This window comes from Thalassospira sp. MCCC 1A01428, from assembly GCF_002115825.1.
Lineage (GTDB): Bacteria > Pseudomonadota > Alphaproteobacteria > Rhodospirillales > Thalassospiraceae > Thalassospira.
Genome location: NZ_JFJZ01000004.1, coordinates 31,500 through 51,840, shown reverse-complemented (window position 1 = coordinate 51,840; position 20,341 = coordinate 31,500). Strand labels below are relative to the sequence as shown.

Genomic DNA, 20,341 nt, shown 5'->3' with positions numbered 1-20,341 from the left:
TTGCTGGGCATCTGATTTGTGCCCGAATTATCACGCCAGATCAAACGATCCCGTATCGGTATCGTTCCCGTATTATAATAACAACCCGCCCTGCGGCGTTTTACCTTTTTGCAACAGGGCACAACCCCGCCACATGAACAGGAATTGCATCAATAGCCCAAATTATCGCACCGCCACATAACTGCCTTTAAACATTTGTCATGTTAAACCTGTTTGTGCCCAACCCAAAACCGCCACGGACCAGAACCAATGACCCCAAAAGCACTGATCAATGCCTTTCGGATTAACAATAAAGGTAAGGGTGTTGCCCTATCCGGAGACGAATTTACCACATCATTTCCTGAAGTTGATGACGGTGAATTCATCTGGGTTCACCTTGACTGGATGGAACCAGGTGTTGCGTCATGGTTAACCGAGCAAGCAGGCCTTGAGGCCAGCATTGTCGAAACCCTGGCGACACGAGGCACCCGGCCATCGGTTCTGTTTTACGATCATGGCTATTCAATGAATTTACGCGGGGTAAACCTTAACAGGGAATCAGACCCGGCAGACATGATTTCGGTGCGAATATGGTGCAGTGACAAACTGGTGATCACCCTGCGCAACCAGCATATGCGTGCCTTTGACGATATCCGGGCCAGTATCGCCGAAAACGCGGCCCCCGGCAGCAGCGATGCCTTCGTGCTCACTCTGGCTGAACGGCTGGTCTTTCGCATCGATGCTGAAATACGCAATCTGGAAGAAAACCTCGACGATCTCGAAGATCAGATTGAAGATGTTCCCGAAACCAGAACCCTGCCTTTGCGCATGAAAACAGCCGATATGCGCCATCGGTTATCGCGATTACGCCGCCACATATCGCCCCAGCGCGATGCGATGGCAAAATTTGTCGAACAGAAACCAGCCTGGAGCGACAAAATACACAAACGCCGCGCCCGCACCCTGACCGACCGCGTAACCCGATTGGTCGAAGAACTCGACAGCTTGCGCGAACGCACCCAAATCGCCAATGACAGCCTGATGGCGGTTGAAACCGAGCGTATGAACCGGACCATGTACTGGCTGACTGTCATTGCCGGGCTGTTCCTGCCGATCAGTTTTGTCACCGGGCTTTTGGGTGTCAATGTGGGCGGCATCCCTGCTGCCAATAATTCCTGGGGGTTCTGGGGGGTATCAATCCTGCTCGCGGCACTTGTTGGCCTGGAAGTCTGGCTGTTTAAAAAAATGCGCCTGATCTGAGGCCTCCTGCACCTCCTGCATCCTGCCGCAAAGCCCGTTTAGACCCCGTGTACCCGCGTAACAGTGTTCGTCGCGGCATAAACAAAACTGCATCACGCATATTGCATTGCACGATAGCGATGTTTTATGTCTTCTTATTCCAAATGGCCCGACAGAACGCCGGTATTGTTTTATGACCGGCACTTTCGGGCCAAAAATGTGCCGGATCGCAGCAAACCGGTGCGCCGCGTGTCCCACTGCCTGGAAGTTATCGAATGTCTGACGGCCCTCTTGCCCGATATCGCAAAAAAATCGCTGATGGCGAACTGACCCATGATGCGATGCAGGAACTTTGCGCTGAAAAGCTGCAAAGCCTGTTTAATGCCTTGCGCAATTATCGTCCCAATAATGGCAAGGGCACCTGGTATGAACGATTTGGCCTGACCAAACGCCGTAACGACCCCGAACCGCCACAGGGCCTTTATATTTACGGCGAAGTCGGGCGTGGCAAATCCATGCTGATGGACCTGTTTTACGAAACAGCCCCGGTTGAACATAAACGTCGGGTTCATTTCCACGATTTCATGCAGGATGTGCACGAACGGCTCCATAAATTTCGCAAAAGCCGCACCAGCGAGGAATCCGACCCAATTCCGCCGATCGCCAAAGATCTGGCCGATCAGGCGTGGCTGTTATGTTTTGACGAAATGCAGATCACCGACATTACCGACGCCATGATTGTCGGGCGCCTGTTTGAGCAATTGTTTGATCATGGTGTGGTGGTGGTGACCACATCGAACCGCGTGCCCGATGATTTGTACAAAGATGGCCTGCAACGCCAGAATTTTGTGCCTTTCATCAATATGATCAAGGAAAAGCTCGACGTTTTGGAACTGGCCAGCCGCACCGATTACCGGATGCGTAACCTGACCGCAGCCGATGTTTTCGTGTATCCGGCCGATGACAAAACCCCGGCCCGAATTGACGAATTATTTGCCAAGGTTACCGAAGGTGCCCGCGTTGATGCCGATAGCCTGCGCGTTAAAGGCCGCGACATAGCCATTCGCGCAGCAGGAGCCGGGGTCGCCCGGTTCAGTTTCGAAGAACTGTGCACGCGCCCACTTGGCCCAGGCGACTATATCGCGCTGGCGACCCATTTTCACACCATCGTCATCGATCTGATTCCCCAGATCGATGCCTCGCGCAGCGATTGGGCCAAACGCTTCAACACCCTGATTGATGCGATGTACGAACATAAAACCAACCTGATTTGTGCCATGCAAACCAGCCCCGAGGACCTCTATACAAAGGGCGATTTTTCGTTCGAGTTCCAACGCACAGTGTCACGGCTAACCGAAATGCGCAGCCAGGAATATCTTGATCAGCCGCATCTGACCTGACGGCTTATCGCCAGGCTCTCTGAATAAAACAGTGTTTTCTGTGCCGCGCCGGCCAACGCATTTAAATCCTGAATGCTTGGTAAGGCACGGCTGACACCCGGTTTTACCTGCCGGTTTTGGCCAACATGTGGTGTATTGCCGCCCCCATCAATACGCGAAAACCGGCGCTCGCATTGGCCCGGGTCGGGGAGCTTTGCACCTGTCGGCACACCAACCCCCGGCAGAAAATTCAAATTTCAAACAAAACACCCCTGTGAAAGGGCAATGTTACCGGGAACTTTGATGTTGCCTGTTCCACCATCCGGTTTTTTTCGCAATCACAGGCCTTACCCGCATCGACTCCAATTCGACCCGATGTTGGTATTGCCGCATAATTCAACCTGCACACGATCCGGTCGATGTGGAATATTGCGCAAAAGCTGTCATAAACGGTTTCAAACGGCAGAATATTTGATCAAATCGCGTAAGATAACGTCCCGCTGATCGCATGGCTGATCCCCGGTTCGCGCAAACCTTGGAGTTTTTAAAAGGTAAACTGCTGCAATTTTGTACCACTGCCAAACTGTTAGGCAGGGCCAAGCTGTATACAGAGCGAGAGTTTGCCACGCCTTTCGCTTGTTTCGCAGTCGCAACATGATCGCTTTTTAAGCGTTTAGACAATAGTTGCAACAAACCCGGAACTGGCGGTTTTCCGCGTCAAAACAACGGCGTTTCCCCTTGTAAAACGGGACGAATCGGTTTACCACACACGATGTTTGCGAACGATTGTTTCGCGTTCGCAGGTTTACATTTTCAATCGCGCTCCCCAGTTAAGTTTCAACGCCCCGGAAGCGCAATAGGGAAGAAGGTAACGGAATGGCCCGCAACAAGATCGCGCTCGTCGGCGCTGGCAATATCGGTGGAACTCTGGCCCACCTCGCTGGCCTGAAAGAGCTTGGCGACGTCGTCCTTTTCGACATCGTTGATGGCATGCCGCAGGGCAAATCGCTTGATATTGCTGAATCCTCACCCGTCGACATGTTTGATGCCGACCTTAAGGGTACCAGTGACTATGCCGGTATCGCCGGTGCCGATGTTGTCATCGTCACCGCAGGTGTCGCCCGCAAGCCGGGCATGAGCCGTGATGATCTGATCGGCATCAACACCAAAGTCATGACCCAGGTTGGTCAGGGCATTAAAGAACATGCCCCGGATGCATTTGTTATCGTCATCACCAACCCGCTTGATGCGATGGTCTGGGTGATGCAGCAGGCAACCGGCTTTGATCCGAAAAAAGTCGTCGGCATGGCCGGCGTTCTGGACTCTGCCCGTTTCCGTTATTTCCTTGCCGAAGAATTCAAGGTTTCGGTCAAAGACGTTACCGCCTTTGTTCTGGGCGGCCACGGCGACACCATGGTGCCGTCGATCCGTTACTCGACCGTTGCCGGCGTTCCGATCCCTGATCTGATCAAAATGGGTTGGACCACGAAGGAAAAGATCGACCAGATCGTTCAGCGCACCCGTGATGGCGGTGCCGAAATCGTTGGCCTGCTGAAAACCGGTTCGGCATTCTATGCCCCGGCAGCATCGGCGATTTCAATGGCTGAAAGCTACCTCAAAGACCAGAAGCGCGTCATGCCGGTTGCTGCCTACCTGAGCGGCCAGTACGGCGTTGATGGCCTTTATGTCGGTGTTCCGGTTGTTCTTGGCGCTGGTGGCGTCGAGCGCATTGTCGAGATCAATCTTGACGAAGAAGAACAAGAGAACTTCAACAAGTCCGTGGCGGCCGTTCGCGGCCTTGTCGACGCCGCCAAGGGCATGCTGTAAGAAACGCGGAACGGGCTGGTTTTTAGACTGGCCCGTTTTTCTGTCATTGCCGGGATTGGAATTTTTCAAGGTAATGGCCGCGCGGATCGCAACAACGTCCCTGTCTGTAAGCGGGACATTGAAACCACGATTTCTGACCCACAGGAAATCGTACGGAAGGCAAGAAAGCGACCGAACATGAACATTCATGAGTACCAGGCGAAAGAAATTCTTCGCAAATACGGTGTGACCGTGCCGAACGGCAAGGTTGCCTATACCGCACAGGAAGCCACCGAGGCAGCACAGTCTCTTGCTGGCCCCATTTATGTCGTCAAGTCCCAGATCCATGCTGGTGGCCGCGGCAAAGGGACCTTCAAGGAAGCCACTGCCGGTGACAAAGGCGGCGTTCGCGTCGTTAAAAGTGTCGAAGAAGTCGGCACCAATGCAGGCCAGATGCTGGGCGCGACCCTGGTTACCCACCAGACCGGGCCGGACGGCAAGGAAGTCAAGCGCGTCTATATCGAAGAAGGTTGCGACATCGCACGCGAACTTTATCTTTCGATCCTCGTAGACCGCGCTTCATCACGCGTTATCTTCATGGCCTCCACCGAAGGTGGCATGGACATTGAAGAAGTCGCTGAAGCAACCCCGGAAAAGATCGTCACCGTTGACATTGATCCGGCATCGGGCTTCTCGGGCTTCCACGGCCGCAAGCTGGCATTCGCCCTGGGCCTTGAAGGCAAGCAGGTTTCCAAGGCCGTCAAATTCATGACCGCCATGTATAAATGCTTCCTCGAAACCGATGCTGCCATGGTTGAAATCAACCCGCTGGTCGTCACCGGTGATGGCGACATCATCGCGCTTGATTGCAAAATGAACTTTGATGACAACGCATTGTTCCGCCATGCCGACATCGAAGAACTGCGCGACGAAGACGAAGAAAACCCGGCCGAACTTGAAGCTGCAAAACACAGCCTCAACTACATCAAACTTGATGGCAAAATTGGCTGCATGGTCAATGGTGCCGGTCTGGCCATGGCAACCATGGACATCATCAAGCTGTATGGCGGTTCTCCGGCAAACTTCCTGGACGTTGGCGGCGGTGCCACCAAGGAACGCGTGACGACAGCTTTCAAGCTGATCCTGTCTGACTCGAATGTCGAAGGCATTCTGGTTAACATTTTCGGTGGCATCATGCGCTGTGACGTTATTGCTGAAGGCGTTATCGCCGCAGCACGTGAAGTCAGCCTGAATGTTCCGCTGGTCGTTCGCCTTGAAGGCACCAACGTTGATCTTGGCAAGAAGATCCTTGAAGAATCCGGTCTGCCGATCGTGTCGGCCGACAATCTTGCCGATGCCGCCGAAAAGGTGGTTAAAGCTGTGAAGGAGGCCGCGTAACCATGGCTGTTCTCGTCGATAAAAACACCAAAGTTATCTGCCAGGGTTTCACCGGTTCGCAGGGTACCTTCCACAGCGAACAGGCCATTGCCTATGGCACCAAAATGGTCGGTGGCGTTACCCCGGGCAAAGGTGGTACCAAGCACCTTGACCTGCCGGTTTTCAACACGGTTGATGAAGCTGTTCATGTTACCGGTGCCAATGCATCGGTCATTTATGTGCCGCCGCCCTTCGCGGCTGATGCCATCCTTGAAGCAATTGATGCCGGTATCGAACTGGCTGTTTGCATCACCGAAGGCATTCCTGTTGCCGACATGGTTCGCGTCAAGCGCGCCCTTGACGGTTCCAAAACCCGCCTGATCGGCCCGAACTGCCCGGGTGTTATCACCCCGGACGAATGCAAGATCGGCATTATGCCCGGCCACATTCACCGCCGCGGTAAAATCGGTATCGTTTCACGTTCCGGCACCCTGACCTACGAAGCCGTTGCCCAGACCACGGCAGCCGGCCTTGGCCAGTCAACCTGCATCGGTATCGGCGGCGACCCCGTTAACGGCACCAACTTCATCGATTGCCTTGACCTGTTCCTGCGGGATCCGGAAACCGAAGGCATCATCATGATTGGTGAAATTGGCGGTTCTGCCGAAGAAGAGGCTTGCGAATTCCTGCAGGCATCCAATGTTAAAAAGCCTGTCGCCGGTTTCATCGCCGGTGTTACCGCTCCTCCGGGTAAACGCATGGGCCATGCCGGTGCGATCATTTCCGGTGGTAAAGGCACTGCGGATGCTAAAATGGAAGCAATGCGCAGCGCAGGTGTACTAGTTGCCGATTCCCCGGCAAGCCTTGGCTCGACCATGCTCAAGGCTTTGAAAGGGTAATCAGGGTAGTCAGAGGAAAGGCAAAGGAAGGCGTAGCCCTTTTGGGGTCATCGCCTTCCACGACCACAAATGAAACCTCAAGATCTTGACACGATTCTAACCGAGTCGAATGCAACCTATATCGCGGAACTTTACGCCCGGTATCTGGAAAACCCCCAGTCGGTAGACCAGAGCTGGGCCGAGTTTTTTGCAGGGTTGCAGGACGACGCATCCGACCTCCTCGCTGAAATGCGCGGGCCGACCTGGCAGCCACGGGAAACCAAGGTTGTCGGCGGTATGGAAGGTTACGACGTATCCCAGGGATACAGCGAACGTCCGGTCAATGGCGGTTATGCCCCGGCTGCGGTAGCACCCGCATCCCAGGGCGCGGCCGTTAATTCCGATGCCATCCGGGCGGCCGCAAATGATTCAATTCGCGCCCTGATGCTGATCCGCTCCTATCGCGTGCGCGGCCATCTGGAAGCCAATCTTGATCCGCTGGGCCTTGCCCCGCGTGATCCCCACCCGGAATTGCATCCGAAAACCTATGGCTTCACCGAAGCTGATATGGATCGTCCGGTTTTCATCGCCAATGTTCTTGGCCTTGAATCGGCAACCATTCGCCAGATCGTATCGATGGCCCGCAAAACCTATTGCGGTTCTATCGGTATTGAATTCATGCATATTCAGGAACCTGAGCAGAAAGCATGGATTCAGCAGCGTATTGAAACCATCGGCAATCAGACCGAATTTACCAAGCGTGGCAAGGAAGCCATTCTGGATCGTCTGATTGAAGCCGAAGGGTTTGAAAACTATCTTCACACCAAATATGTCGGCACCAAACGTTTTGGTATCGATGGTGGCGAAGCCCTGATCCCGGCCCTTGAACAAATCCTGAAACGCGGCAGCCAGCTTGGCATCCGTGAAGTTGTGTTTGGGATGCCCCACCGTGGCCGTCTGAACGTTCTGGCCAATGTGATGGCCAAACCGTTCCAGGCGATTTTCTCGGAATTTATGGGCAACCCGTCCAAACCCGACGATGTCATGGGTTCTGGCGACGTTAAATATCACCTTGGCACCTCTGCTGACCGTGAATTTGACGGCAACGTTGTTCACTTGTCGCTGACAGCGAACCCTTCGCACCTTGAGGCGGTTGATACCGTTGTTCTGGGTAAGGTTCGTGCCAAACAGGCACAGCGCAAGGATACCGCCCGCGAACAGGTTATGGGTATTCTGATGCATGGTGACGCGGCATTTGCCGGTCAGGGCCTTGTGGCAGAAACCTTCGATCTGTCGCATCTGAAAGGTTATCGCACCGGCGGTACCATTCATTTTGTGGTCAACAACCAGATCGGCTTTACCACCAAACCGTCTGACTCGCGTTCCTCGCCCTATTGCTCGGATATCGCCAAGGTCGTTCAGGCCCCGATCATCCATGTTAATGGCGATGACCCCGAAGCCGTGGTTCATGCTGCGCGCATCGCGACCGAATTCCGCCAGGAATTCAAACAGGATGTCGTGATCGACATGTTCTGCTATCGCCGCTTTGGTCACAACGAAAGCGACGAACCGGCCTTTACCCAGCCCAAGATGTATGACGTGATCGGCAAACACCCGACCGCCAAAGACATCTACGCCCAGCAGCTGGTCAAGGAAGGCGTGTTCACCGAGGAACAGGTCAAGGAACGGCTTGAAAAATTCCACGCCCATCTGGACGAGGAATTCCAGGCGTCCGAGAACTATCGTCCGAACAAGGCCGACTGGCTTGAAGGCAAATGGTCAGGGCTGGCATCCAGCCATGGCGAAGATGCCGACTGGATTGGCGAAACCGGTGTTGATGAAAACCTGTTGCAGGAAGTTGGCCGTGCGCTATCGACTGCACCAAGTGATTACGACATCAACCGCAAGATCCTGCGCCAGCTTAAAGCCAAGGCCAAAATGTTCGAGACCGGCGAAGGGATCGACTGGGCCACGGGCGAAGCACTGGCATTTGGTACCTTGATGTGCGAAGGCACCCCCGTGCGTCTGTCCGGTCAGGACAGCCAGCGCGGGACGTTCTCGCAACGTCATGCCAAACTGATCGATCAGACCACCGAGGCCAAATACACCCCGTTAAACAACATCCGTACCGGTCAGGCCGAGCTTGAAGTTCTCAACTCGCCCCTGTCCGAAGCCGGTGTTCTCGGGTTTGAATATGGCATCACCCTGGCAGAACCGCATTCTCTGGTTCTGTGGGAAGCACAGTTTGGCGACTTTGCCAACGGTGCCCAGGTGATCATTGACCAGTTCATCAGTTCGGGCGAAGCCAAATGGCTGCGTATGTCCGGCCTGGTCATGCTGTTGCCGCACGGCTTTGAAGGTCAGGGACCGGAACACAGCTCGGCACGTCTGGAACGGTATTTACAGCTTTGTGGTGAAAACAACATGCAGGTGGCGAACTGTACCACCCCTGCAAACTATTACCACATTCTGCGCCGCCAGATCCGCCGCAGCTTCCGCAAGCCGCTGATCCTGATGACGCCGAAATCGTTGCTGCGTCACAAGCAGTGCGTATCGAACCTGTCTGAATTTGCAACAGGCACAACCTTCCAGCCCGTTCTGGCCGAAACCGCCAAACTGGTTGACGACAAGAAGGTCAAACGTGTCGTTCTGTGTTCGGGCAAGGTTTATTACGACCTGCTGGCAGAGCGTGACAACCGCGGTATCGAGGATGTCGCCATTGTACGTGTCGAACAGCTTTATCCGTTCCCGGAAAAGGAACTGGGTGCACAGCTGAGCCGATACAGCAATGCCGATGTGATCTGGTGTCAGGAAGAACCTGAAAATATGGGTTCGTGGTACTTTGTCGATCGTCGTATCGAAAAAGTCCTGACCACCGTCAAACACAAAACATCCCGTCCGGTATATGTCGGTCGTTCCACCGCTGCGTCGCCGGCAACCGGTCTTCTCAAGATTCACCTGCGCGAGCAGGCCGAACTTGTTGATGCCGCGCTCAGCGTCAAATGATTTCACAGACAGGCAGGGACCACTCCCTGCCTGTCTGGTCTGATCTGGTCACAACATATTTTTATTTGAAATCGGCAGACCCACACTGCCTTTTTAAAAACGGTCGAGGAAAAAATGGCGACTGAAGTTAAAGTTCCCGCGTTGGGCGAATCTGTTAGCGAAGCCACCATTGCCAAATGGTACAAAAAAGTCGGCGACACTGTTGCTGCTGACGAACCGATTGTTGAACTTGAAACCGACAAGGTTACGGTTGAAGTCAACTCTCCGGTTGCTGGCGCTATTGCCGAACTGATTGTTGGTGAAGGCGACGAAGTTGAAGTTGGTGCCCTGATCGCCATGATCAGCGAAGGCGCTGAAGGAACATCAGCCAAGGAAGAAGCCCCGGCTGAAGCCAAAGCTCCGGCGAAGGAAGAAGCTGCCCCTGCACCCAAGGAAGAAGCCAAACCGGCGGCTCCTGCAGCAGCAAGCGCACCGGCAACCCAGTCCGCCAACACCGATCACCCGCTGGCGCCGGCTGTGCGTAAACTGGTCGAAGACAACAACCTTGATGCCTCGAAAATTCCGGCATCGGGCAAAGATGGCCGCCTGACCAAGGGCGACGTTCTGGATTATCTTGAAGGTGGCAAACCGGCCCCGCGTGCTGCTGCACCGGCCCCGGCGGCACCGGCAGGCCCGAAACCCCAGCGCGAACTGCGCGAAGGCGAAGAACGGGTTAAAATGTCCAAGCTGCGCCAGACCATTGCGCGCCGCCTGAAAGAAGCCCAGAACACGGCTGCCATGTTGACGACCTATAACGAAGTCGACATGACCAACCTTCTGGCGTGCCGTAACAAATACAAAGACGGCTTTGAAAAGAAACACGGCGTGAAACTTGGTTTCATGTCCTTCTTCATCAAGGCTTGTACAACCGCGCTGAACGAATGGCCGGCAGTGAATGCCGAAATCGACGGCGACAGCTTTGTTTACAAAAACTTCTGCGACATCGGCGTTGCCGTTGGCACCCCGCAGGGCCTGGTTGTTCCGGTAATCCGTTCGGCTGAAAAGAAAACCTTTGCCGATCTGGAAAGCACCATTGTCGATTTCGGCAAGCGTGCGCGTGACGGCAAATTGGGCATGGACGAAATGTCAGGCGGCTCCTTCACCATTTCCAACGGTGGTGTTTTCGGCTCCCTGCTGTCATCGCCGATCCTCAATGCGCCGCAGTCGGGCATTCTGGGCATGCACAAAACCCAGATGCGCCCCGTTGCCATTGATGGCAAGGTTGAAATCCGTCCGATGATGTATCTGGCCCTGTCCTACGATCACCGTGTCATTGACGGCCGCGAAGCTGTTTCGTTCCTCGTGCGGGTTAAAGAATGCATCGAGAACCCGGAACGCATCCTGCTCGACATCTGATCAGACAAAAGGATCAAAGAACTCATGAGCGAGACCTATGATATTGTCGTGATCGGCGGCGGACCTGGCGGTTATGTATGCGCCATCCGTGCCGCACAGCTTGGCCTCAAGGTTGCCTGCGTTGAAAAACGCGGCACCCTGGGCGGCACCTGCCTGAATGTCGGATGTATTCCGTCAAAGGCCCTGCTGCATTCTTCACACCTGTTTGAAGAAGCCGACAAGCATTTCGATACCCACGGCATCGACATCAATACCCCGAAGGTCAATCTTGAAAAGATGATGGCCCGCAAGGACAAGGTGGTTGATTCCAACGTCAAGGGCATCGAATTCCTGTTCAAGAAAAACAAGGTTACCTATGTCAAGGGTGCGGGTGAAATCGTCTCGGCAACCGAGGTTAAGGTTGCCCTGCTTGACGGCGGCGAAGAAACCCTGAACGCGAAAAACATCGTTATCGCAACCGGCTCGGAAGTAACCCCGCTGCCCGGCGTTGAAATCGATGAAAAACAGATCGTTTCCTCAACCGGTGCTTTGGAACTGTCATCTGTTCCCAAGAAACTGGTTGTCATCGGTGCGGGCGTGATCGGGCTTGAGCTTGGTTCCGTCTGGCGTCGTCTGGGCTCGGAAGTGACGGTTATCGAATATCTCGACCGTATTCTGCCCGGTATGGATGGCGAACTGGCCAAACAGACCCAGCGCATTTTTGCCAAACAGGGCCTGGATTTCAAACTGGGTCATAAAGTGACCGGTGCGAAAACCGCCAAAGGTGGTGTTAAGCTGACGGTTGAACCCTCCAAGGGGGGTGATGCCGAAGAAGTCAAGGCAGACGTTGTTCTGGTAGCCATCGGGCGTCGTCCGTTTGTCACCGGCCTTGGCCTTGATAATGCCGGTGTTGAGCTCGATGATCGCGGTCGCGTTAAAACCGACGAACATTTCCAGACCAACGTGCAGGGCATTTTCGCCATTGGCGATGCCATTGTTGGTCCGATGCTGGCGCATAAAGCCGAAGAAGACGGTGTCGCCCTGGCTGAAATGCTGGCCGGTGAAGAAGGCCATGTCGATTACGGCAAGGTCCCGGGTGTTGTTTACACCTGGCCGGAAGTTGCGGCGGTTGGCAAAACCGAAGAGCAGCTGAAAGACGAAGGTGTCGACTATTCGGTTGGCAAATTCCCCTTCACCGCCAATGGCCGTGCCAAGGCAATGGAAAGCACCGAAGGTTTCGTCAAAATCCTGGAAGACAAGAAAACGCACCGCGTCGTCGGTTGCCACATTGTCGGCCCGGCTGCTGGCGACCTGATTGCCGAAGTTGTTCTGGCGATGGAATATGGTGCTTCTGCCGAAGACATCGCGCGCACCTGCCATGCCCACCCGGCCCTGGGTGAGGCCGTCAAGGAAGCCGCTTTGGCTGCCGATGACCGTGCGATCCACATGTAATTTCTGACAAATATACCCTGTCAGCCAAACGGCCGCTCCTTTCGGGGCGGTCGTTTTTGTTTGGGTCAACATAACCTGATGACGCTTGTTGGCGGGCTAGCGTTTTATCCGGCATTCCCCGTCAGGGCATCGGCAACCGTGCTGATCCAGTCATATTCAAGGTCGGTGCTATTGGGTGACTGCGCCAGTTGCCAGCCCATCACCCCGCCAAAATCCGCACCATATTTGCGCACCAGCGGGGCCACGACATCCTCGCAAAATTCACCAACTGGCAAAAAACCACTTCCGGCATTTTCGGGAGAGGTCGGTTTCCCCACCAACAGCTTTTCCACCGGCAAGCCCTGCCCGACCAGGCCGACAATACTTGTCGGATATGGCGATGAGCCCGCCGTTCCCGCCACTTTCGCCGTCTGTTCGGGGCCAGTGGTGCCAACAAAGCTTTCATTGTTGTAATATTGGATATTCAGATAGTCGATCGCATCCCCCGCCAGCTTCGTCACCTGCATATAGGTGCCACCGTAAAATGCCGGATCAAAATAGGGCGGTTGTGGCGCATGGGTGATGATATATTGCGGTGCAGGCAAGCTGGCACGTAGTTTTTTGGTCAGATTGACCAGAAACGCCACCGCATCATAGCACTCTTCTTTCTTGGCAGAATCGCCCATATAGACCAGGTCGGTCGTATCTTCCCAGTCAATGTCGATACCGTCAAATTTATGATCTTTGACAAATTCGACCAATGCCGCGACAAAGGCATTCAGGTTATCGGCACACCCCTTCCAGGAGGGCGTATCAAAGGTGGCGCCGCCCACAGCGACCAGAATTTTGCGCTTGCCGCCTTCCTTTGCCTTTTCAATATCGTTGTTCTTGATCGCCGATTGCAAAGGCCAGTCTGCGTGAAGCGTACAGACACCATTGGCAAAATCAACCTGTGATATAAAGCTTTGAATCCCGATGGTACAGGCTGTACCAACCAGTTTGGAAACCGGCGCATTACCGTTATCGGTATAGATCACATTTTCAGGCGTTCTCATAACGTCCCCCTTCTATCGCGAAAGATTGATGCAAAACAGCACCCCTCGACGCGCCATCAAAAGCAATGTGATCAAAAAAAGGGGGGATATAGCCAATGCTATATCCCCCGCAAAATGTAATGGTCCTGCTTCCAGGGCGCGCTATTTTGCCGCAACCTGGTTTTGCGCCATCCAACCAACAATCATCGTAGCAATATCGGCACTATTGTCATCCATCATCGGAACATGGCTGTTGCCGCGAATGCCCATTAACGGCAAATCCATTTCGCAGCTGCTTTTCCCCGCAGCAGTCAACACCTCTCGATACTGATCCGTCGCGCTCCGGTATTTTTTCCAGGACGGCACCTCGTTGATGAAATCACCCCACATAAACAAATGAGGAATATCCCCCATGCGGGCGACATCTTCCGCTGTCAGTTGCGGCGCACCGGCAGGTTCAATCACCACAACCGATTTCACCAGATGCGGCACCCGTTTCACCATGTTCAGCGCAAACCAGCCCCCCTGGCTGTGCGCCACCAAATGCACCGGCCCGACCTTTTCCAACGCCGCCTGATAGGCATCAAGGGTCATATCGTCATGGGTGGTCCAGCGCGGCACAAGCTGGGCGGCCAGCGCATCAAATGCCGACACCGGAAAGCGCTGCCCGTCAACGGAATGCGGGCATCAAACTCGGAACGCGTCCCAACCCGATACATGCTCCAGGCTTCTTCCTTGGTACGGAAAACCGGCCCGGTATCGTAAATCTGCGGATAGGGCGACCACGATGCCCGGCCGCGTTCCACTGCATCGGTGACAATAACGTCATAACCCGCCTGCAAAAACAGCCACTGCCAGCCCGGGCGGCCATCGGGCGTTGTTTCCCAGGTGACACCGGTCATCGCCCCGCCATGCCAGAACATGACCGGGTCAGCATGGCGCGGGGCAGCAAGTTTCACATGGTTGGTATAAAGCTGACCGGTAACATAGGACCCATTCAAATCAACTTCGCGCGCCATGCCTTCACCGGCAACCCGCATCATCAGGCGGGGCTGGTCGCTGAGTTCAACGGTTTCGCCGCCAATGTGAAAACTGCTGATTTCCGAAATCGTCACATTTTTCGGTTCGTTTTTGCATAACGGCATCGTCATGATCGTGCCTCCACGCCAATATCGGACGCGGCAATATCATCCGGGTTCAACGCAATCAGCCGCACACGAACGGATGTATCGAACTTTTCGGCAAGGCCGAAGCCTTTGCCGCCTCGGGCAAGGGGTTGGACATTCGGATGGAAATTGATACCAGCACACATCTGGTCAAACTGATTGCCGCAGGCGAGGGCTTTGGCCTTTTGGCAAAATGCGCCGTAACAGACGAACTGGCACAAAAAACCGTTCGTGCCATTCCGCTTGAACCCAGTCTTTCACGACAGGTTTCGCTGGGGATTCGTCGCATCAAAATGCAAAACCCGGTCGTCGCCCGCGTGGTTGAGGAAATGCAACATATCAGCTCCGATCTAATCCATGCGGGCACATGGCCCACCAGCGACACCTGAAAACCGCGTTCAAGCCATATATGACCCAAAACATGAATTATTCCAACGCGCCCGACGGCGACCAGAAATTCCCTGACAACACCAGCAAACACAGTAACGTCACGCTATCCTCGTAATAGTCCATATGACGGTCGCGGATATTGGCATACATATCATTCAGCCATTCCTGCCCATCGGGCAGCAACATGGATGCCACCGCCATTGGCGCAACAAACAAGGTACTGTTTTCGGTTTCATAGGGAAGCGGCAACCCGCTTAGCAAATATCCCGACTGAATTTTGCCCGGATCGCCTTTGACCCGTATACGCATCCATGTTGCCATACGCCGGGCAATGGTTGCGGCTTTTGTATCATTTTCCAACAAGGCATCACTGGCCATGCGCCACGGCACGCGGGCTGCATTAAAATAATACGCACCATCATAATACCCCTCCAGATATTTCGGCGGCGCGGCATGGACGGTGCCATCAGGTTCGACAATAGCAAAATCGGGCAGCAACCCGGTCCGCGGCGAAACCTCCTGTTGCAACGCGCTGGAAACATCCAGCACCCGATTTCGCACCTGCGTCCATAACGGATCCCCCGTTGCCCGGCCAAAGGCGGCAAAATGACCCGGCATAAAATCAGACGGGCGCGTTCCCCATTGGTCATATTCCTCGCCGTTCGGTTCCACCCAGTCGCCCAGCAAGGGCAATAAACTGTCTGGTCCAATTGTGCTTTCTGCAATTCCCGCAATCACTTCGCGGGCCGCCTGCAAATAGGCCGGTTGCTGCCACTGATCGGCGGCCAATAACAGGGCGAAGGCAATGTCGGCATCGCCGTCAAAGGCATTGTCGTTTCTCTTGGGATCAGGCGGAATTTGCCACCCCATCAGGCGGGGGTCTCCATCGCTGGGCCATTGGCGGGCAAAACGCCACATGCCATCAAACAGGGGCTTGGCATCCGGGTCCACCCCTGCCATCAGCGCGGTGATGATCATGCCATATCCCTGCCCTTCCGACACGGTGCGTCCGGCTTCATCATGACCAAAAGTCACCCGATATTGCACCCCGTCGCCGTTTGTGACCTCAACCTTGCGCACATAATCGGCTTTCCATTGCTGGTAAAATTCCGCAACATCCGCATCGCGTTCTTGCGCGGTCCAGCGCGACGGAAATAGCGCACCGGCGGCATAGGTTTGGTGCCAGGGAAAAGGCCGCGTGGCCTTCTCGGCTGCCTGCACACTTGTAATCAGGCCACAGCCAGAAACCATGACGGCCCCGGTTACGATCATCGCCAGTGCAAAGTTACCTTTAAAATCAACCGTCATTTACCCCCCTTATTTGCAATGCCGCGTGACCATTCGACGCATTATATGCTTAATAAGAACAACTGTATCGTTCCCAGGAGCATTGCCATGACCTTATCAATCGGAGTTGTCGCCCATGACCGTCGCAAACGCGAAATGGCAGAGTGGCTGGAAACCCATAAAGACCAGTTTGCCGATGCCCGCATCTTTGCCACCGGGACGACCGGACGTGTTCTTTTGGAACGCTTTCCCGACCTTGATATTTTTCCGTTAAAAAGTGGCCCGTTTGGCGGTGATCAGCAACTGGGATCCATGATTGCGCATGGCGAATTACAGGCCATGTTTTTCTTTACCGATCCGATGACACCCCAACCCCACGATGTTGATGTGCGCGCCTTGATCCGGCTGGCAAACATGTATGAAGTTCCCATTGCCTGCAATCGCAGTACCGCCGACCTTTTGATCAGCAATCCGAAATTCGAGGAAATCTGCGAGCAATATCGTGGTCATTCCCCCGAACAGGCCTTTGCCGATTATACCAATCGCAAACTTTGACCTGGCAAAATACGCCCGATCCCCGTCACCGCCCCACCTGACATAAATCCAACCAATAGGCGCCCCATGTCTTTTGCCTATACCCTGATCGCCGCCATTTTTCCGATTTTTGCCACCATCATTGTCGGCGCCGTGCTTAAAAAATACCTGATCCAAAGTGGCGAGGTTTGGGCGGGAATTGACCGGCTGACATATTATTTGCTGTTGCCGGCCTTGTTAATGATCGGCATTTACCATGCCGATTTCAGCACCGGCCATGCCGGCACCGCCGTTGTCATTACCATGGTGGCAACACTGGTGCTGGCGGCCAGCATGTTGATATTTCGCCGTGTTATCACCAAAAACACGCCGCTTTTCACATCGATATTTCAGGGATCGGTCCGCTATAACAGCTATGTTTTGCTCGCCGTTGCCGAAGCCCTGTTTGGCCGCGACGGGCTGGCACTGGCGATTGTGTTTATCGCCGTGATGGTGATTGTTACCAATATTCTGGCTGTGGTGGTGCTAAATGCGCTTAATGGCCGGGGCGGCAATTTTAAACGCATTGCCATTGGTCTTGCCAAAAACCCCATCATTCTGGCCGCCGGGGCCGGGGCAATTTTAAACATCGCCAATATTCACATCCCGTTGCCAATTGAAAACACGGCATCCCTGCTTAAAACCGCGGCCTTGCCGCTCAGCCTGCTGTCGGTTGGGGCGGGGCTTAAATTTGTACTCGACCGTCGCTCGTTGGGGGCAATCGCCTTTAGCAATCTGGTCAAGCTGACCTTTTTACCGCTGATCACGGGCATTGCCCTGCACCTTGCCGGGATTGACGGCATGGTGCTGGCAATGGGGGTTTTATATGCCGGTATGCCATGCGCCGGGAATGCCTATATTCTGGCCCGACAACTGGGCGGTGATGCCGATGTTATGGCCTCAATCGTCACCATCGAAACTTTGCTCTCCGCGCTCAGCATTTCCGTTATCGCCGCCATATTGACTGTCAATTGAAGCCCGATGCGGAGCAAAATCGCCGTCATAGCCACATGCGACCAATGCATCGCGCATCAGTTCGGGCGGCGGGGCATCCACCACAACCGGCTCGCGTTCGGCGTGAAACGGCACCACAATGCGCCGTGATAATAAATGCAGGGTCGGCGGGGCACCAAAAACAGGGGCCTTGCCGGTGCCATAAAACGGATCGCCGATCACGGGGAAACCGATATGGTCCAAATGAACACGTAACTGGTGAGTCCGCCCGGTGTGAGGCACCAGTTCCAGCCAGGTCATCCCCTCGGCCCGGCCCAGCACGCGATATTCGGTGCGCGATTCCTGGCCGCTATCATCAACCACCATGCGCCAGCCGCTTTCATCATTAAACTTGGCAATCGGCGCATCGATAAAACCATGATCGTCGGGCACGGTGCCACGCACCACCGCCCAATAGGCCTTGTCGATTTTCTTTTCGGTAAACAGCCGCGTGATCTTTTTTGATGATTTGGCATGGCGGCACAAAAGCAGGCACCCTGCCGTATCGCGATCCAGGCGGTGTGCCAGCGTCGGGATCGAGGCAATACCAAACGTCAGATCGGGCAAGTAGGCATCAACGTGAAAATAGGTTTTTGGCCCCCCGTGCGATGCCAACCCTGGTGGCTTATTCAGAATAATCACATTTGAATCGCGGTGCAAAACACAGGCGATCAGGTCTTCGGCAATGGGATGGGCCATAAAAAGGTCACTTCCTGACGGGGCTAACAACGAACAAACAAATAACAAAACAGATCACAGGCCAATACCCCTGATCCGGCATCATTAAAACTGCGTACGGAATATATGGATTATGTCACAATAACAACAGCGCCAGGGACCAAAACAATGAAAGGGCGTCACAACACAAGTGATCCTACCGCGCTGGCATCTCCCCTGGTCATTACCATCCCGATGCGATTTTTGATTATTCTGCTCTTGGCCGCCACGATTCCGGGCATTTGCTTTTCTACGACGGCCCATGCGGCATCTTCTTCGCCTTTGCCTTCAGCCACCTGCACCAATATCGATCCAGTGAAACTTTATGGCAGCACCGAATGGGTGTTCCAAATCCGCCGTGAAGGATCGCCCGTTGGCACCCACAAACTGCAATTTCACACCGGCAAGGATGGCATTCAGGTCATTGCACAAAGCACGATCAACATTTCATTTCTGGGCTTTTCCGCCTACCGGTTTGATTATCGGTCTGAAAGCCTGTGGCAACACGATCGTCTCGCAAAACTTGCCGTTAATGTCGACGATGACGGCGACCAAACCAGTCTGAACGCCCGCTATGACAGCAAAACCGACATGTTGCAGGCCACGGGCCCCGACGGCGAAAGAACCTTGCCTGCGGGCATCTTTCCCACCAATCATTGGCATTGCGGCGTGTTATCGCAAACGACAGTGCTAAACACCATCACCGGTCAGCCCAACAATGTCACCATTCGCAGTATGGGGCAGGAAAAGATTATTGCAGGCAATGGTGGTGTAAATCGCATCGATGCAACCCACTTTCAATATGACGGCGAATTACGCACGGATGCCTGGTACGATGCCGATGGGCGATGGGTCAGACTGGCATTCAGGGCGCGGGATGGATCGGAAATTGTTTATCGCTGTTTGACCTGCACCCGGAATATAAAGGCCGCACAATGAAACACAAAAACTGGCAAAATATTTGGGTAATTGGTGCCTCGTCGGGCATTGGTGCCGCTATTGTGCAAAAATTCATTGTCGAAACCAATGAAAGCACGACCAGGCACATAACAATTTCCGCACGTTCGCACGCGGCATTGCAGGAAATGGCACTGGCAAGCCCACGCATATCGGCAATGCCCTGCGATGTCACAAACCCGGGTTCGGTTGATCAGGTCCTTGAACTGATCGAAAGCGAACATGGCCTTCCCGACCTGGTGATTTATTGCGCCGGATTTTATAACCCGATGCCGGTGGAAGACTTTTCGCGCGACACTGTTGCCCACCATGTTGCGGTGAATTATCAGGGCGCGGTGAATTGCCTGGAGCCGCTTTTACGCAAAATGCGCGCCCGCGGGCATGGGGAAATTGCCATTACCGCCTCGGTCGTTGGGTATCGCGGCCTGCCAAAAGCCGGTGCCTATGGCCCTACCAAAGCCGCCCTGATCAGTTTATGTGAAACATTGCGTGAAGAACTGACGGGCAGTGGCGTCATCATGCGCGTAATTAACCCCGGGTTCGTGAAAACCCCGATGACCGACCAAAACGATTTTGACATGCCCTATTTGCAAACACCACAACAGGCGGCGGATTTTATCTATAACGGGCTGTGCAAAAATGATGATTTTGAAATTGCCTTTCCACAGCCCTTTGTCCGCCAGCTTAAACTGGCCCGCATCCTGCCTTATCGCTGGTATTTCAAATTAGTTGAACGGCTGGTACAAAAATGAGCA

18 protein-coding genes are annotated in these 20,341 nt (G+C 54.2%); 13 read left to right on the top strand and 5 right to left on the bottom strand.

Translation table 11 applies throughout. The annotated features are described in order from the left end of the window. Positions 1-249: 249 nt before the first annotated feature. The 8 genes from THS27_RS04655 (at position 250) to lpdA (ending at position 12,490) form a co-directional block, all read left to right on the top strand. The gene (locus THS27_RS04655; protein ID WP_085588361.1) at positions 250-1,239 is read left to right on the top strand and encodes a CorA family divalent cation transporter; all 990 of its coding nucleotides are present in this window, start codon (positions 250-252) and stop codon (positions 1,237-1,239) included. Positions 1,240-1,493: 254 nt separating this feature from the next. After that, positions 1,494-2,618: a cell division protein ZapE gene (zapE, locus tag THS27_RS04650; protein ID WP_085588359.1), complete on the top strand. Its 1,125-nt coding sequence runs from the start codon at positions 1,494-1,496 to the stop codon at positions 2,616-2,618. An 855-nt stretch (positions 2,619-3,473) separates the two neighbouring features. Then, the gene (gene mdh / locus THS27_RS04640) at positions 3,474-4,424 is read left to right on the top strand and encodes a malate dehydrogenase (protein ID WP_085588355.1); all 951 of its coding nucleotides are present in this window, start codon (positions 3,474-3,476) and stop codon (positions 4,422-4,424) included. Positions 4,425-4,571: 147 nt separating this feature from the next. After that, positions 4,572-5,801 carry an ADP-forming succinate--CoA ligase subunit beta gene (gene sucC, locus THS27_RS04635; RefSeq protein ID WP_256376753.1) on the top strand — a complete coding sequence of 410 codons (1,230 nt, stop codon included), beginning with the start codon at positions 4,572-4,574 and terminating at the stop codon, positions 5,799-5,801. 2 nt (positions 5,802-5,803) lie between these two features. After that, the gene (gene sucD / locus THS27_RS04630) at positions 5,804-6,679 is read left to right on the top strand and encodes a succinate--CoA ligase subunit alpha (RefSeq protein WP_085588351.1); all 876 of its coding nucleotides are present in this window, start codon (positions 5,804-5,806) and stop codon (positions 6,677-6,679) included. Between the two features lie 69 nt (positions 6,680-6,748). Further along, entirely contained in the window at positions 6,749-9,664 is a 2,916-nt protein-coding gene (locus tag THS27_RS04625; protein WP_085588349.1) for a 2-oxoglutarate dehydrogenase E1 component, read from the top strand. A 114-nt stretch (positions 9,665-9,778) separates the two neighbouring features. Then, a complete protein-coding gene (gene odhB / locus THS27_RS04620) occupies positions 9,779-11,059 on the top strand; it encodes a 2-oxoglutarate dehydrogenase complex dihydrolipoyllysine-residue succinyltransferase (protein ID WP_085588347.1) in 1,281 nt (426 codons plus the stop codon). A gap of 24 nt (positions 11,060-11,083) precedes the next feature. Beyond that, positions 11,084-12,490, top strand: coding sequence for a dihydrolipoyl dehydrogenase (lpdA, locus tag THS27_RS04615; RefSeq protein WP_085588345.1), 1,407 nt, complete (start codon positions 11,084-11,086; stop codon positions 12,488-12,490). Positions 12,491-12,594: 104 nt separating this feature from the next. Here lpdA and THS27_RS04610 read toward each other — a convergent pair whose 3' ends face one another. From THS27_RS04610 to THS27_RS27150, 3 genes are all read right to left on the bottom strand, one after another. Then, the gene (locus tag THS27_RS04610; protein WP_085588343.1) at positions 12,595-13,524 is read right to left on the bottom strand and encodes a glycoside hydrolase family 18 protein; all 930 of its coding nucleotides are present in this window, start codon (positions 13,522-13,524) and stop codon (positions 12,595-12,597) included. 141 nt (positions 13,525-13,665) lie between these two features. Beyond that, entirely contained in the window at positions 13,666-14,157 is a 492-nt protein-coding gene (locus tag THS27_RS27155; protein WP_210402823.1) for an alpha/beta fold hydrolase, read from the bottom strand. Continuing rightward, positions 14,094-14,654: a hypothetical protein gene (locus THS27_RS27150; RefSeq protein WP_210402822.1), complete on the bottom strand. Its 561-nt coding sequence runs from the start codon at positions 14,652-14,654 to the stop codon at positions 14,094-14,096. Before THS27_RS27150 ends, THS27_RS27155 begins: the two co-directional genes overlap by 64 nt. Before the next feature lie 20 nt (positions 14,655-14,674). Between THS27_RS27150 and THS27_RS04600 the strand changes: the two genes are divergently transcribed. Next, positions 14,675-15,058 carry a LysR substrate-binding domain-containing protein gene (locus THS27_RS04600; RefSeq protein ID WP_371455155.1) on the top strand — a complete coding sequence of 128 codons (384 nt, stop codon included), beginning with the start codon at positions 14,675-14,677 and terminating at the stop codon, positions 15,056-15,058. 37 nt (positions 15,059-15,095) lie between these two features. Here THS27_RS04600 and THS27_RS04595 read toward each other — a convergent pair whose 3' ends face one another. Beyond that, positions 15,096-16,367, bottom strand: coding sequence for a glycosyl hydrolase family 8 (locus THS27_RS04595; RefSeq protein ID WP_085588339.1), 1,272 nt, complete (start codon positions 16,365-16,367; stop codon positions 15,096-15,098). Positions 16,368-16,454: 87 nt separating this feature from the next. Between THS27_RS04595 and THS27_RS04590 the strand changes: the two genes are divergently transcribed. Further along, positions 16,455-16,901, top strand: a complete 447-nt coding sequence (locus THS27_RS04590) for a methylglyoxal synthase (RefSeq protein ID WP_085588337.1) — start codon at positions 16,455-16,457, stop codon at positions 16,899-16,901. Between the two features lie 66 nt (positions 16,902-16,967). Then, on the top strand, positions 16,968-17,894 hold the full coding sequence (locus THS27_RS04585) for an AEC family transporter (RefSeq protein WP_085588335.1): 927 nt from the start codon (positions 16,968-16,970) through the stop codon (positions 17,892-17,894). Here the strand turns inward: THS27_RS04585 and THS27_RS04580 are convergent. Then, a complete protein-coding gene (locus tag THS27_RS04580; RefSeq protein WP_085588333.1) occupies positions 17,820-18,611 on the bottom strand; it encodes an RluA family pseudouridine synthase in 792 nt (263 codons plus the stop codon). The two genes, THS27_RS04585 and THS27_RS04580, sit on opposite strands and share 75 nt — an antisense overlap. Positions 18,612-18,758: 147 nt before the next feature. On the opposite strand from THS27_RS04580, the gene THS27_RS04575 reads away from it, so the two are divergent. Both THS27_RS04575 and THS27_RS04570 read left to right on the top strand, forming a co-directional pair. Further along, positions 18,759-19,568 carry a DUF6134 family protein gene (locus THS27_RS04575; protein WP_246832838.1) on the top strand — a complete coding sequence of 270 codons (810 nt, stop codon included), beginning with the start codon at positions 18,759-18,761 and terminating at the stop codon, positions 19,566-19,568. Next, complete coding sequence (locus THS27_RS04570) at positions 19,565-20,338, top strand: SDR family oxidoreductase (RefSeq protein ID WP_085588331.1); 774 nt, start codon at positions 19,565-19,567, stop codon at positions 20,336-20,338. The genes THS27_RS04575 and THS27_RS04570 overlap by 4 nt, the downstream gene beginning before the upstream one ends. Positions 20,339-20,341: the final 3 nt, after the last annotated feature.